We start from the raw sequence: 15081 nt of genomic DNA on the forward strand, positions 1-15081 counted from the left end.
CAAAAAAAGCCGGACCCTCACGGTGCCCGGCCTGCTAGTTTATACGCCAAGTCAGGCAACATTCAACGTTGGAATGATATTAGCTCTGGCATCGGCCTCTGCTTTCTTGAAACTTTCCATTTTATCGAAGTTCAAATAGCGGTATACATCTGCTGCCATAGAGTCGATTTTACCGGCATATTCCATGTATTCCTCCGCAGTAGGTATGCGACCAACAATAGCGCCTACAGCAGCCAATTCAGCTGATGTAAGGTAAACATTCGCCCCATCGCCCAACCGATTAGGGAAGTTACGAGTCGACGTCGACAGTACTGTCGCACCGGCTTCTACCCGTGCCTGGTTACCCATGCACAATGAGCAACCTGGCATTTCAGTGCGCACACCTACGCGACCATAGATGTTGTAGTACCCTTCTTCCATTAACTGCGCTTTATCCATTTTGGTAGGCGGCGAAATCCACAAACGAGTAGGAATGGTCTTGTTGTATTGCTCGAGGAGTTTACCCGCGGCACGGAAATGGCCGATGTTCGTCATACACGAACCAATGAATACTTCATCCACTTTGTCACCGGCCACTTCAGACAGGGTTTTTGCATCATCTGGGTCATTTGGACAACAAACGATTGGCTCTTTAATTTCAGACAAATCGATTTCGATAACCTCTGCATACTCGGCATCGGCATCGGCGCGCATAAGCGTGGGATTGGCAAGCCACGCTTCCATTTTCTGTGCCCGGCGTTCAAGGGTGCGCGGATCGCCGTAACCTTCGTTGATCATCCAGCGCAGCATAGTAATGTTTGAGCGCAGGTACTCAGCAATGGACGCTTCAGACAAGTTGATGGTACATCCCGCCGCGGACCGTTCTGCTGAAGCATCAGACAGTTCAAATGCCTGCTCTACGGTTAGGTCTTCCAAACCTTCAATTTCAAGAATACGACCTGAAAAGGCGTTGATCTTGCCTTTTTTCTCCACCGTTAACAAACCTTGTCTGATGCCGTAAAGTGGAATGGCGTGTACCAGATCTCGCAGAGTGATGCCCGGCTGACGCTCCCCTTTGAAGCGAACCAGAATTGACTCTGGCATATCCAGAGGCATAACCCCTGTTGCAGCCGCAAAGGCCACCAAACCAGAGCCAGCCGGAAACGAAATTCCCAGAGGAAAACGGGTGTGTGAATCACCGCCGGTTCCCACCGTATCAGGCAACAACATACGATTCAGCCAGCTGTGTATGATGCCGTCTCCGGGTCTGAGTGAAACACCTCCCCGGTTCATAATAAAATCGGGCAGGGTGTGCTGGGTTTCGATATCTACAGGTTTAGGATAAGCAGCTGTGTGACAGAAAGACTGCATGGTCAGATCTGCAGTAAAACCAAGACAGGCCAGGTCTTTCAGTTCATCACGGGTCATGGGACCTGTGGTATCCTGTGAGCCAACCGTCGTCATCTTCGGCTCACAATAAGTGCCCGGACGAATGCCGTCTACGCCACAGGCTTTACCCACCATTTTTTGAGCCAGTGTATAGCCTTTGCCACTGTCAGCAGGTTGTTCGGGCTTGCGGAACAACCCTGACGGGCCTAAGCCTAACGCTTCACGGGCTCGTTCAGTTAAACCACGGCCAATAATAAGGTTAATACGGCCACCAGCGCGCACTTCGTCCAAGATCACTTTCGATTTGTAGCTGTATTCAGCCAGCACTTCCCCCGTATCGTGATTGGTAATTTTACCCTCATAAGGGTAAATATCGATCACGTCGCCCATATTCATTTTTTCTACATCGGCTTCAAAGACCAGTGCACCAGCATCTTCCATGGTGTTGAAAAAAATGGGAGCCACCTTGCTACCAATACACACACCGCCACCGCGTTTATTCGGCACGCCAGGTAAGTCTTCACCAAAAAACCACAGCACCGAGTTGGTGGCCGATTTACGGGATGATCCTGTGCCTACGACGTCCCCTACAAAAGCAACTGGATAGCCCTTCGCTTTCACCGCTTCGATTTGTTTCATCGGCCCTTTCACGCCGTGCTCTTCCGGCTCCAGCCCATCGCGGGTCATTTTGTAGGCCGCCAGTGCGTGCAGTGGAATATCAGGTCGTGACCACGCATCTGGCGCAGGAGACAAATCGTCAGTATTCGTTTCACCGGTAACTTTAAACACTGAATAAGTGATTTTATCTGCCATTTTCTTGCGACTTGTAAACCACTCTGCTTCCGCCCACGAATTCATGACATCAGCGGCAAATTCATTGCCAGCTTTGCGCTTTTCGTCGACGTCGTGAAATGCGTCAAACATCAGTAAGGTATGCTTCAGCTCTTTTGCAGCCAGCGGGGCCAGAGCTGCATCATCCAGTAACTCCACCAAAGTTGCTATGTTATAACCACCGTGCATATTACCCAGCAAAGCCACGGCTTTTTCTTTGCTGATAAGTGGACAGCTGTCTTCACCTTTTGCGATTGCACTCAAAAAACCTGCTTTCACATAAGCCGCTTCATCCACACCCGGTGGTACGCGTTCAGAAATGAGTTCTAGCAAAAAACGCTCTTCTCCGGCGGGTGGGTTTTTAAGCAGTTCAACTAATCCGGCAACTTGTTCCGGATTCAATGGCTTAGGGGGGATACCTTGGGCAGCACGTTCTTCAACATGTTTGCGATAATCTACTAACACGATTGCTTCCTCCTGGTTTTAGGCCCTCAGAGGGAACGGTCTTGTGGGCCTGAAATGACGATTGTTTCGGCAAGATTATAGCGATCGACTGTACAAATTAACAATGTCAGACCTGGAATTACGCTTATAACTAGTATTCACAATAGTTATGAATAACAAAATTAACAGTAGAACTATTTATTTTTTGGTGCAATGCGTAAGAGGGCTGCATTGTCTCCATCCGTTAAAAGGTATATGTTGCCCTGGTTATCCGAATCGATGTCTCGCAGAAGCGTTTGAATAGTGGGGAATGGTTCTGTCTGTGTTGGCGGCGAGTCCTGTACATTCACACTAATCAAGGATTTTGCTTTTAGCGTTGTAATGAGCAAGGTTTCAGCTAAAGCCTCAAATGCACTGTTGTGATACATAATCATGGCCGAAGGCGCAACCGATGGGCTCCAGTTGAACAGAGGGGCACGCATGCCTTCGTAGTCCGTAAAAGGAGAAATGCGGGCACCGAACAACGGGCAATGGGCCCCTATAATTTTGTCGTCTTGAGAAAAATACAGTTTTGAATAGTATCAGCTTCGTCCAACCGCAATCCTAACTTGGGTAAACTATCGAGTACTTCCTGACGGCTGTATGGACGGTTTAAAATACCGGTTCGCTGCCCGTAGTCATTGACTTTTTGACTTATTTTATTCATAACGCCTTCGCCGGGATACAGTAATACATTCATGTACAAGGTACCGCCGGGTTTAAGCACGCGACAGATTTCTACCATAGCTTTGTCGATATCGGCAATAGTGTGATACCCGTTTGGCAAGTTGGCAGAATCGAAAGACCCATCCGGAAAACTCATATCCCGGAGGTCTTCGATGGCCAGTTCAGCACCTTTTAGTTTTTTCTTAGCTCCGCCCATCAGGGCTTTTGAATAATCCACTCCCACGAGAGAAAAATCCTGTTCCGGATGTTTTTTTCGTGCGTGCTTCATGCATATTTTAGTAAAGGTGCCGGTACCAATTGCGCATTCCAAATGCCGCCCTTTTAAATTTTCTGCAAAGAAACGCACTTGTGAACCCAGTGTATTGCGATAGGCGAGGGTAAGAATAAAGAATCCGCGAATGTCATATAAAACCGGCGTCAGATTGTAGCTATTTTCGTTAATAATACTTTGGTCAGACATACGTTTTGCCTTTTAAACTGGCTTTCGAGCTGATGATCATCAGTGAGCCCTGATAAACCTTGATTCTCATGACCACATGAGCTGTTACTATACCTCAACCGGTTTTTCATCACAGAATGAGTGACAATACCTACGCTGCGAAATGAATACTGATACGGGCTGAGATCATGCTGTCAGCATAGTTGCCAGATGCCTGATAGTAAAGGTTGCAGGCCCCTTGCAACACAAAAAAACCGGTTTCACTAACCGGCTTTTATTGTTGCACAACGCGTTGAATCTAACCACACAAAACGCGCCTTAGGCGACGTCTATATGTCAGCTTGTAAGCGCTCTTTCTGAGTTTTCTCAGTCGCGACAAAGCGCTTCCACTGCTGTGCCATTGCCTTGCTCTTCTGATGCTTTTCAGCTTCGGCTAACTCATTGAGCGCAAGGGCATACTGCTTTTTATTGTAAAGCGCCATGCCTTTAATCAGATGTACAATACCGGGATTTCTCAGATCGCCTTTTTGCACCGCGTTATCTGCCGCGCTTATGGCCTCGTCCCAACGCTCCGCATTAAGCAGAATTTGAGCAAGCTGAGCGTCCAGTTCCCCATCTTCAGACATTTCAGCTGCAGATTGCATAGCGGGAATGGCCTTATCCTGCTCCTTGGCCAGCGTCCAGCTTTGCCCCAGAAAACGAAGGTTGCGCAGGTTTTTCTCTAGCGTGCCTTGTTCCATAGCCTGTTCCATCAGCAATGCACCTTTATATGGAACCTTGTGGTAATAGTACAGCTGAGCGAGGTTAAAGATATCGGCCGGCGACTCGATATAACCTCGCTGGTACGCCGATTCCATAATCGCTAACTGCTTGCGCTCTTCCCCTAACTCACCGTACATGCCTGCCAGTTGGATCCAGTACTTGGGTTCATCAAACAGTTTTACCAGTTTTATAAGCACATTTTTGACTTTTTCCGGCTGTTTTAGCTCGTAGTAAATGGCACGTTGCAAAATCAGCCAGTTTTCGTCGGGGATCATCCCTTCTGCTTCGTGATCAGCTATGGCTTTCGCTATGAACGGTTCTGCCTTCGCGTAATCTTTGTTTTGGTAGTAAGCCTGGGCTTTCAGAATAAGATTTTTCGGCGGCACAGGGCCAGGATTCAGTGCTTCCCAACGTTCGAGATACTGAATACTCTTATCGTAATTGCCCTGCATAAGGTTGAGCTGCGCCAGACTAAACAAGGTCGTCATCTCAAACTTTTCAGGTATGGGTTGCTGTTCTACCACTTGGGCAAAGGAATCCAGCGCTTTGTCGTACTGCTCAGCGTTGTAGTAGATGAAACCGTAAAAGTTATACATCATGGCCCGTTCATAGCTATTCATGGAATCCATTTTGTCTTCCACTTCGCTGAGGATTTCTATTGCTTCGTCAATCTTGTCCTCATCGGCAGCAGCCTGGGCTCGAGCAAGTTGCTCGTAGACCTTCGAACGCAATGTAGGCACTTTACGGGTTTTCTTATCACTGGCTTTCACTTCCTGCGCCTGAACACTGGTTGATACCAGTGCAACTGATATACAAGACACCAGTAAAGCAGCGGAAAGGGAAACCGCAGAGAGTAAACGTGTAGATAATATCATGCTCATATTATTTATCCGTCAATCTGGAAGGTGATACGGTTCTGCACACCAGACACTTCTGTGGCTTCACCATTGACAACCCGGGGCTTGTATTTGAACTTCATAGCGGCATCCATTGCAGCCTGTTCAAATATTCCCTGAGGGTTCGCTTCCACAACAATAGGGTCACGGACTGTACCTAGTTTGGTTACTGTAAACTCAACAATAACAAAACCTTCTATTCCCCGTTGTAATGCACGTCGTGGGTACACTGGTGCTACTTTGACAATGGGCAGATATTCTCCGTCACCAGATTCCAGGGCTAAACCGCCATCCAATGCGACTTCTGCGCCAACGTCTCCGCCGAAGTTCATGGAGGTACCGGACGCATCCGGAGAGGGTGAGTCCATTTGCGGTTGACTCATTTGAGGCGGTGGCTCTTTCGGTGGGGGTGGCTTGCGAGGTTTGCGGTCTTTTTGCTCGACCGTTTCCTCTTTTTTAACCCTTACGAAGTCAAGCACACTGCCTTTTGGTGGCTCTGTTAACGCGCTGCCGCCCATCTTGATAAGGGATTGCATCAAGAAGAACAGGCCCAGCGTAATGGCCAGCGAAATGACAAATGCGATGATAAATCGTGGCATGGCTTATGGCTCTTGTGCTGCGATTGAAACTTCGTATACGCCTGCCGAGCGGGAGGCATCCATCACTTTAATCAGTGTATCTGTGGTAGCTTTCTGGTCTGCCTGAATAACCACAGTGCCCTGTGGGTTTTCAGCGTGCAGACGCTCGATGTTCGCCTGTACCGCGCGTACATCAACTCGGCGCTTATTAATCCAGATTTCACCCGTGTCAGATATAGCGATAAGAATGTTTGCTCGATCCTGCTTAACCGCTGTTGCCGCTTCAGGACGGTTAACATCAATACCTGCTTCTTTTACAAACGAGGCGGTTACAATGAAGAAGATAAGCATGATAAACACCACGTCCAGCATGGGTGTCATATCAATTGTTGCTTCTTCTTCGTCTATCAGATTTTGAAAATGCTGCTTCATAATAGGTTTCCTGACAGAAAGGCCTAGCCTTTGCGATCAATAATCAAGGCGTCTTCTAAGTGCGTGCGCTCTGTTTTAACCATGCGGTTTAACCAGGTAGAGGCAAACACCCCTGACAACGCTCCTACCATACCCGCCATTGTCGGGATGGTGGCTTTCGACACACCAGATGCCATAGAGCGGGCGTTACCCGAGCCTGAAATGGCCATTACATCAAATACTTCAATCATACCGGTTACGGTACCCATCAAGCCAAGCAGTGGACACAGTGCCACCAGCGCCTGAATAATGGGGATGCTACCCTGTAACCGTATGGTCAGACCGGAAATCGTCTTCTGGCGAATTTGCGCTGCAAACCAGGAAGAGCGATCCTGACGGGCTTTCCAGCTCGCCACGGCCTGCTTTTTGAAGTTTTTGTGCCAGATCAGCAGGTACATCGCACGCTCGAGAATAAGTAACCACATGATAAATATCAGCAGACCGATGACCAGGAGTACCTGGCCTCCTGTCTCTGTAAAATCACGTATGGCTTCGAGAAATGCGATCATGGCTTAGCCCCGCTCAGCGCGCTCTGCGATAACACCAGACGCCTGCTCCTGCAGCACGTACACGATATTCTTACTACGGGTATTGAGCATGGCGTAGAGCAATGTCATAGGAATTGCGACAACCAGACCAAGTACCGTAGTGACCAATGCGGTAGAAATACCACCAGCCATCAGTTTTGGGTCACCGGTACCAAACAAGGTAATTGCCTGGAAGGTGTTGATCATACCGGTTACTGTACCCAACAAACCCATCAGCGGTGCAACAACCGAAATAATCTTGATAATGGTAAGATTGCGTCCAAGTTTAGGAACTTCCCCGAGAATGGCTTCAGTCAGGTGCAGTTCCAGCGCTTCCACATCAGCCTTAGGGTAATCTTCACGCACTTTCAACACGCGACCTAGCGGGTTGTCAGTTTTGATTTCTTTACTCTTCAGTTGCTTGTTCACTTTGCTGTTGATGAGTGTCAGGCTAATTAGCCGCTCCAACGCCAACAGTAAACCGATAGCACCCACAATGAGAATGATGTAACCCACTTCACCGCCCTGCTCAACACGCTCTTTCAAGTCGGGAGCCTGAACGAGGAGGCCAAGAATAGAACCACCTGTAGGGTCGATACCGAATTGTACGAGGTCGCCATTTGACGCTTGAAGCTCAGCGGCAGAGCTGCCGTAGCGGTCAGCAGGCTGACGAATAAGTTCAGCTACTGTGCCTGTGATGCCGTTGAAATCCAGATACTTGCCGTCAGAAACCAACGCGAATGGTCCTACGCGAACCACGTCTTTATTGACTTTCTGGCCACCCGCTTCAACGACAGAAGTGTTAAAAATCGTTACCTTGCCCGATTCGGTCATTTCCCGCTGAATTTCAAACCATACCCGCTCAATTTCTTCAATTGAGGCCAGTTTGGAGCTCTTGCCCATTTCCTGTGCCATATTGTCAAGAAAATCAGCACGTCCGGGAATTTGCGCAGAAACTACTGAGTTCTGGAATTTACTCTTAGTGTCGCCAGCTACCTGCTGAAGTACACCAAACAGTTCTTTTAACGAACCCAAGCGCGTGTCCAGCGCCTGATTTAAATCAGCCAGCTTAAACTCGTTTTCTTCGAACTGGGTTTCCAATGCCTCTGAATTAGCCAGCATCTGGTCACGCTTTTTGCGAGTATCAGCAAGAATTTGATCCTGCTGCGCGCGTTGTTGTATGAAGTTCTGTTCCCGCTGTTTATTTTGTTGAGACTGTGCAAACTGCCCTTCTTCAAGCTGCTTTAAGAGGGCGTCCAAATCCAGCGCGCGCTCATTTTCCGCTACCGCGCCGAAGCTCAATGTTGCCGCGGTTAGACCTGCCGCGAGCCATTTAATTTGTTTAAACATGATCATTACCTCTTAGTCCGTGATCGCTACAGGCAGCATTAACAGGTCTGGCGCCAACTGTTTCTTGGCCATACGCAGACCTTTTGTGATCTGTGTACGATAACTGCTGTCCAGCTCTTCCCACTGACGTGTCTGCTTGTTCCAAACGCCTTGACTGCTTGCATCACGTGTTTGGTAAATCAGCGCTGTACGACCCAAGCGCAAGAATTCAACATCGCGCTCAGAACCGTCAATTTTGTGAATACCGCTGTATGCTTCCATTGTGCGGCCGTAATCCATTTCAACCTGATAGGCTTCCATAACGCGGCGGAACTTCTCTGAAGGCGATACGTCTGCACGATCCATCATAGATTTGAGATCTTCAATACGTTTGCTGCGCTCTTCTGGCAAGAAAGGCACGTCCAAGGCAACAAACTGCTCCAGACCATCAATCATGCGAATCATCAAAGGCGTAATCTGACGCTCGATAACGGAAACTTCATCAATTGAAGCGTTCAGATCAGCCATTTCCTGTTCCTGGTTGGCAATCTGTTTACGAAGCTGGTTGTTGTAAACTTCCAGACCTTCGATTTCCTTATTCAAGGTTTTGAACGCCTGGAGTTTGTTATCGATTTGGTCAGCGATGTTGTTAATTTTGTCTTGTGACTTAGCCGCACTTTCATTAATTTTTGCAGCCTCATCGACAACGGGTTTCAAGACATTATCGTCTTGTGCCATGGCGGAAGTGGCCGTCAGGGCACTCGCCAGCAGCAACGAGTTGAAAAGCTTCATACATTCAAACCTTACTGTTAAAAGAAATCGGCAGGTGCCGACAATAAAAATTCTGCGCGTAGGATAGAAAGTTTCCGTGACAGTTTTATTACATAACTGTCATATTTCCATTGTCATAATTAGTGTTAGAACGAATAGAAAAAGAGCCGCATCAGCGGCTCTTTTCGAGTTTTTAGAAATCGTAGCGATACGACAAACTAAAGGCTGTGCCCCGTGTTTCACTTCGAAGAAGTGTGTCCTCAAACTCAATTTTCTTTTCCTGATCAAGCATATTCTGAACTTTTAATGTGACAGTGGTATTAAAATCAGGATAGTACTTATAGACCAGGTCCAGAGAGTGGAAAGGTTGCTCAAAGCTGTCATCGAAAAAGTCGATACCAGGAATGAGGATCCTTGGGCCAAACACGTTGTAGACCAAAGAGGCGGAGTGCTCGCCGTTATCGGAATCATAACCCAACTGCATGTTAACCACATACTTGGAGTGGCCGGTAAGCCTACGCTCCGTGTTTGTAATTGCAGCTGAGACGCCAGTTTGTTCAACGATTTTCTGGAAGTCGAGCTGAATTTCAGAATCAGACAAGGTCACGTTTCCGGAAAGGAAGAGGTTGTCCCAAACGCCGTCCCCGAACACTTCCAGGCCCTGTAAAAACTCAATCTCCACACCGTACAACTCACCAGATTCAGCATTGGCAATACGCACTAATGGCGGACCATCCTGTGCAGGCGACTGCACTGATTCAATAGGGTCGGTCATGTCTTTGTAGAACAAACCTACAGACAGGTTGTTACCCGCTTCACGATACCACTCCCAACGAACGTCGTAGTTCTTAATGGCAGTGGTGCGGATACCTGGCGTACCGCCTATAGGAAACTCGGTTAGTGGATCGATATAAGTCGCAGAAGACACTTCACGCAAATCTGGCCGCACTACGGTTTCACCGTAGCTAAACCTGAGCTGCATATCGTTTTCCATAAAATAAGTCAGGGCCAACGCGGGGTATAAATCATCTTCCTGGAATGCCAGTTGCAATCTGTCTTCATCGTCCGCGATATCAATCTGATTGGTACGGGGGTCAAAAGGCACAACCGCCTGACGGAAGTCTTCGTAACGAACACCACCGCTTATGCGCCATTTGTTATCAAAGAACAAATCAGCTTCGAAATAATAAGCATCTACTTTTTGCGCAGCAGCGTAATCATCACCGGCAATTGTTGTATCTCGAAGAATGGGCACATTAGTAAAGGTTGCACTATCCAGTACGCTGTCACTAACGATATCAGCAAATTGAGAACCTACAAGGTCATCACTGGATTCAAAAGCACGGGTATTAACGTCGAAACGGCGGTTTTCAGCATTACGGAACTTGCTCATGAAGTTACCACCTGCTTTGAACTCCATTTCCCACTTGTCTATGGTGTAAGGGAGATTGAAGTTATAACCATAATTTTCTACGCGATCGTGCAGTTCCTGGAAAGTATAACGAGCAGCAGTGAATGAGTTACTCAAACTGCTTTCCGTTTCCTTGTCATAAATGCCGTCTAGATTGTCATCTTCCAGCAAGAATAAAGCATTCATATTCCCAGGTGCATCACGTAGCGAGCGCCCCAGTGAATATTTCCAGTCAAAGCCTAAAAACCCTAGCTCAGGGAATGTGTGCGTTCCGCGGACCTGATTGGTAAACAACTTACGCTCTTCGTATTGAATGTTGTATTCACGAATTCGCTGGTTATCAGACAAAGTTATGTTTGCGGTATTACCAACACGCTCCTGAATTTGATCGCGGGTGTCGTTCAGTACCACTACGCTATAGTCGATACGGTGTTGACGATTATAATCAATACCCACATTCAATAAAGTTGACCATTTCACTGACGCTTCTGTGGTATCTACTTCATCGAAAAAACGCACCATGCGAATTTCGTCGCCATTGCGAAGTGGTTGTTCACCGATATACTCTTCAGATACGTCTGTGTCTTTGTTATAGCCGACAGAAGCGAGAAAACCAAAGCGCCAATCGTCGTTGTAATCAAAACTGTTACCCAAAGACAGATTTGCACCGAAATCCGGACCAACGCTTTCAAGGCGTGGGTCGTAATCGCGATTTACGTCCTTCAGTAGGCTGACAGCTTCGTCCTGAGATAAGTTATCAAGAAAGTTTTTCTCGTCCCAACGTTCGGCGATAGAAGCGGGAACCGCACGGGTACCATCGTCTTCGCCCATCCAATCATCACTGCCACCTGAATATGTATAGGCGTCGTCGAAATTATTCGTGTTTGAACCAATACTGCCCTGCATGTTGAAAACAAAATCAGACGGGATGGTTTTAAGTCGAATATCTACGTTACCACCACCAAAGGAAGCAGGCATAGAAGGCGAATAAGACTTCTGTACAGACAAGCTTTCAATAATGGAAGCAGGGAACAAATCCAGTGGTATAACGTTTCGCGTTGGGTCAGGGCTTGGTACGGCCAACCCATTTAACTGTGTTGATGAGTAACGCTCACCAAGACCACGTACATAAATAAACTTGCCATCTACCAGAGTCAAACCGGTCACACGACGCAATGCTGATGCAGCGTCCGAGTCACCAGTACGGGAAATTTGTTCCGCACCCATAATATCAGCAACGAAGGCCTGGTTTTTACGTTCTTCCATAACGGCGGTTGCCGTTCCTTTTAATCGGGTTCCTGTTGCAACCACTTCCTCTATGACATCTTCTTCCTGGGCGATTGCAGGTGCAGCAGTGGCTGCAACAGAAGCCAAAATGGCAAGGCTAAGTGGTTTAAGCGGAAACCTGTTTGCAGGCTTTTTCATTGTAAACCTCGTGGAAAAGCGTTCTTTCATGGCAGCGGGAGATCCTGCTGCCCGTAATACTTAAAAAGCAAGCACGCCACTTCATACTGCAACGTGCTTGCTTGCCAGGTGAGATGTGGAGTGATTACTCCAGACCAACAGTCCAGCCAGCAGTCCAGTCGTTGTCGGCAGATACCGCACCTACGAAGCCTGCATTGTCGAAGAACGTGTCACCAGTCCAGTCTTTAGGTGTTACCGCATCAGTGGCAGAGAAGACACCGTTAACAACGTCAGCTTGTGTAGCAACTACCGCATTACCCGTCATGGTATTCTGGAACCAGTCAGACAGGTCAACCGCGCCGTCATCATTCTTGAAGTTTTCGCCATTTTCACACGCGATAACTGAGTTAGTGAAGGTGATAGTACCATCAGCAAGGTTCGCTTGAGACTCGGCTACGTTTTCAACTTCAAAACACTCACCCATGCCTGCAGGACCTGTAATGATGACATTAGACAGTTGTGCACCCGTACCTTCGCGCAGGTATACACCTTCTGAATCGTCGTCACCGTCAAAGGTATTACCTATGATAGTCAGGTTAGAAATAGTTGGGTTAGACTGAGGCGTAATGTCTGGCGTAGAGCCATCATTATCAGCTTCAATTCCGCGGTTTGCATCAGAGTTGTCTGTGGCCTGACGAACCAATACATACTGCATACGGCCCATGAAACCATTGTCCCAGTCGATGCTGTCATCCTGAATGTCAGTTAGAACAAGATGTTTAACGTCCACGTTACCACCGAAGAACTCAACACCATCATCCGCGTTTTTGTGCACTTGTACGTATTCAACAGTTGTACCAGAACCTACACCACCGAAGGTAATACCGTTGAGTTCGTTATCAGGGGCAATTTCATAACCGCCATGCATAACGCGAACATAGCGCAATGTACCTGAATTATCTTCTGTGTTCGTACCGCCAAAGACAGCACCTTCCTGAACACCTTCGACCTGCAGAGCACAATCACCTGTGGCAGGGCACTTGTTAGACGGCGCATTACCAAGAATGACCATACCGCCCCACTGACCTGCCGCACCTGAGTCAGATACAATATCGTCAGCAGAAGTGAAGGAAATGGGTTTTTCTGCAGTACCTTGTGCGTCAATTTTTGAACCACGGCTTATAACCAGGTAATCATTACCCGATGCGCCGTAGACAGTGACGCCTGGTTCTATTGTCAGGGTTGCGCTATCTGTGTTATCGCCACCGACGAAAACCGCGCCAGACAATGCATACATGTTACCTTCAGTAAGGGTAAGGTCTGATGTAATGCGGCCGTTAATTTCACACGTAGTGGTGTCGCCATCAACAGATGCAATAGTAGTCGTACCTGCAGGACAACCAGACTCCGAAGCAACTACGCCTACTGTGCCGCCACCGAAACCAAACGCCCAGCCCTGACGCCAATCGTCCGTACCGATTGCGCCAATAAAGTCAGTCGCGTCGAAGAATCCGTCAACAGCAGAAGCATCAGTACCCGCCCCCAACAGAGGGCTGTCAGAAGTTGGAGAGCCGTCGTTATTAAGAGAAATTGCTTCAGAAACACTGTTGCCAGTTTGAGTATTCAAGAACCAGTCTTCCAGATCTACAGCACCTGCGTCGCTCTTGAAGTTTTCGCCGTTATTACACGCCATAACTGAGCTGGAAATAGTAATTGTTCCATCAGTCAGATTGGCTTGTGACTCGGTGGAATTTTCCACTTCAAGACACTCACCCATGCCGTCAGTACCAGTGATCACCATGTTGTAGATTTGTGCACCAGTACCTTCGCGTAAATAAACACCTTCAGAATCATCATCACCGTCGAAGTTATTACCAATGATAGTCATATTGGAAATCATAGGGTTAGACTGAGGAGTGATATCTGGCGTTGAACCGTCGTTATCAGCTTCAATACCTCGGTTCGCGTCACCGTCAGCACGGTCGTGCTGAATGTAAACGTATTGCAACTTACCCACGAATCCGTTATCCCAGTCAACGCTGTCATCCTGGTTGCTGGTCAACACTAAGTGTTTAACGTTTACGCTACCACCAAAAAACTCGACACCGTCGTCCGCATTGGCATGTACTTGCAGGTAATCAACTTCAGTGCCTGAACCTACGCCGCCAAAGGTCACACCGTTTAATTCATTATCAGGCGCAATTTCATAACCCGCGTATTTAACAACCACGTATTTTAAAACACCAGAAGAGTCTGAGGAATCTGTACCGCCAAACACGGCACCTTCTTCCACACCTTCCACTTGAAGAGCACAATCGCCGGTTACCGGACATTTATTAGATGGAGCGTTACCAAGGATAACGATACCACCCCACTGACCTGCACCCACTTCGTCACCGGTTACATCGGCGTAAGAAGTAAAGATAATTGGTTCCGCAGCAGTACCTACTGCTTCGATGTCAGAGCCACGGCTGATAACCAGGTAGTCATCACCAGAGCGACCGAACACAATGGCGCCTTCTTCAATAACCAATGTCACGCTATCGGCATTATCACCGCCAATGAACACTGGGCCTTCCAGTGCCCAAACGGTGTCGTTTGTCAGAGTAATATTACCTTGGTCGTCTGCATCAGACGCATCCAGTGTGCCGCTTAAGGTGCGAACTTCAACGTCGGTACCCAGCGCAGCGGAAACCTGTGTAGACAAGAAGGAACTAGCTTCACCAGGCGCTGTATCTGTATCGCCACCCGTGTCACCACCGGTATCGCCACCCGTGCTACCACCATTACCGCTATTATCAATGTTGGTCGTTGTGCTGTTGTCGATATCGCCTTCGCTGATATTGATATCACCACCACAGCCAGCTAATACGAGTGCGGTCGCGATCGCAGAAGCCTGAAATAAGTGCTTGAGTTCCATTTGTCTCTCCAAGTGCAGATATAATTATGGATTTAGAAAACGCAGGAACTTTACCGAAGCAAAATGACACATTTGTTACACCGCGCCGCTGTAACAAAACTTTCATATGAAAACGGGTTAACATTTACCGCTTTTTGTACTTCAGTGCACGAATAAGCCTTACCCATTGATTTTGTTATTATTTGTAATCAGGGTGAAATAAAA

At 47.7% G+C, this 15081-nt stretch carries 11 protein-coding genes; all 11 read right to left on the reverse strand.

From position 1 onward, the window contains the following. Window positions 1-51 precede the first annotated feature (51 nt). Entirely contained in the window at window positions 52-2664 is a 2613-nt protein-coding gene (acnB, locus tag KO518_RS04050) for a bifunctional aconitate hydratase 2/2-methylisocitrate dehydratase (protein WP_216024553.1), read from the reverse strand. 173 nt (window positions 2665-2837) lie between these two features. Next, complete coding sequence (locus KO518_RS04055) at window positions 2838-3167, reverse strand: PQQ-dependent sugar dehydrogenase (RefSeq protein ID WP_256444225.1); 330 nt, start codon at window positions 3165-3167, stop codon at window positions 2838-2840. A gap of 14 nt (window positions 3168-3181) precedes the next feature. Further along, window positions 3182-3829 carry a class I SAM-dependent methyltransferase gene (locus KO518_RS04060; RefSeq protein WP_216024555.1) on the reverse strand — a complete coding sequence of 216 codons (648 nt, stop codon included), beginning with the start codon at window positions 3827-3829 and terminating at the stop codon, window positions 3182-3184. A 308-nt stretch (window positions 3830-4137) separates the two neighbouring features. Then, window positions 4138-5451, reverse strand: coding sequence for a lipopolysaccharide assembly protein LapB (locus KO518_RS04065; protein WP_216024556.1), 1314 nt, complete (start codon window positions 5449-5451; stop codon window positions 4138-4140). Between the two features lie 5 nt (window positions 5452-5456). Beyond that, window positions 5457-6065 (reverse strand): energy transducer TonB, encoded by a 609-nt coding sequence (locus KO518_RS04070; protein WP_216024557.1) that lies wholly within the window; start codon window positions 6063-6065, stop codon window positions 5457-5459. Between the two features lie 3 nt (window positions 6066-6068). After that, complete coding sequence (locus KO518_RS04075) at window positions 6069-6476, reverse strand: biopolymer transporter ExbD (RefSeq protein ID WP_216024558.1); 408 nt, start codon at window positions 6474-6476, stop codon at window positions 6069-6071. Between the two features lie 23 nt (window positions 6477-6499). Beyond that, on the reverse strand, window positions 6500-7024 hold the full coding sequence (locus KO518_RS04080; protein ID WP_216024559.1) for a MotA/TolQ/ExbB proton channel family protein: 525 nt from the start codon (window positions 7022-7024) through the stop codon (window positions 6500-6502). Window positions 7025-7027: 3 nt separating this feature from the next. Next, window positions 7028-8398, reverse strand: coding sequence for a MotA/TolQ/ExbB proton channel family protein (locus tag KO518_RS04085; RefSeq protein WP_371742238.1), 1371 nt, complete (start codon window positions 8396-8398; stop codon window positions 7028-7030). Between the two features lie 6 nt (window positions 8399-8404). Further along, window positions 8405-9163: a DUF3450 domain-containing protein gene (locus KO518_RS04090; protein WP_216024561.1), complete on the reverse strand. Its 759-nt coding sequence runs from the start codon at window positions 9161-9163 to the stop codon at window positions 8405-8407. A gap of 172 nt (window positions 9164-9335) precedes the next feature. Further along, window positions 9336-11978: a TonB-dependent receptor domain-containing protein gene (locus KO518_RS04095; protein ID WP_216024562.1), complete on the reverse strand. Its 2643-nt coding sequence runs from the start codon at window positions 11976-11978 to the stop codon at window positions 9336-9338. 124 nt (window positions 11979-12102) lie between these two features. Continuing rightward, entirely contained in the window at window positions 12103-14877 is a 2775-nt protein-coding gene (locus tag KO518_RS04100) for a hypothetical protein (protein WP_216024563.1), read from the reverse strand. Window positions 14878-15081 lie beyond the last annotated feature (204 nt).

It is taken from the genome of Aestuariibacter sp. A3R04 (assembly GCF_018860805.1).
Classification (GTDB): domain Bacteria; phylum Pseudomonadota; class Gammaproteobacteria; order Enterobacterales; family Alteromonadaceae; genus Alteromonas.

Bases quoted from the DNA above. Each gene is read 5' to 3' on its own strand.
- KO518_RS04090 (WP_216024561.1), bottom strand. From the start codon at position 9,163: ATGAAGCTTTTCAACTCGTTGCTGCTGGCGAGTGCCCTGACGGCCACT.
- KO518_RS04095 (WP_216024562.1), bottom strand. From the start codon at position 11,978: ATGAAAAAGCCTGCAAACAGGTTTCCGCTTAAACCACTTAGCCTTGCC.
- KO518_RS04080 (WP_216024559.1), bottom strand. From the start codon at position 7,024: ATGATCGCATTTCTCGAAGCCATACGTGATTTTACAGAGACAGGAGGC.
- KO518_RS04075 (WP_216024558.1), bottom strand. From the start codon at position 6,476: ATGAAGCAGCATTTTCAAAATCTGATAGACGAAGAAGAAGCAACAATT.
- KO518_RS04085 (WP_371742238.1), bottom strand. From the start codon at position 8,398: ATGATCATGTTTAAACAAATTAAATGGCTCGCGGCAGGTCTAACCGCG.
- KO518_RS04070 (WP_216024557.1), bottom strand. From the start codon at position 6,065: ATGCCACGATTTATCATCGCATTTGTCATTTCGCTGGCCATTACGCTG.
- KO518_RS04100 (WP_216024563.1), bottom strand. From the start codon at position 14,877: ATGGAACTCAAGCACTTATTTCAGGCTTCTGCGATCGCGACCGCACTC.
- KO518_RS04065 (WP_216024556.1), bottom strand. From the start codon at position 5,451: ATGAGCATGATATTATCTACACGTTTACTCTCTGCGGTTTCCCTTTCC.
- KO518_RS04060 (WP_216024555.1), bottom strand. From the start codon at position 3,829: ATGTCTGACCAAAGTATTATTAACGAAAATAGCTACAATCTGACGCCG.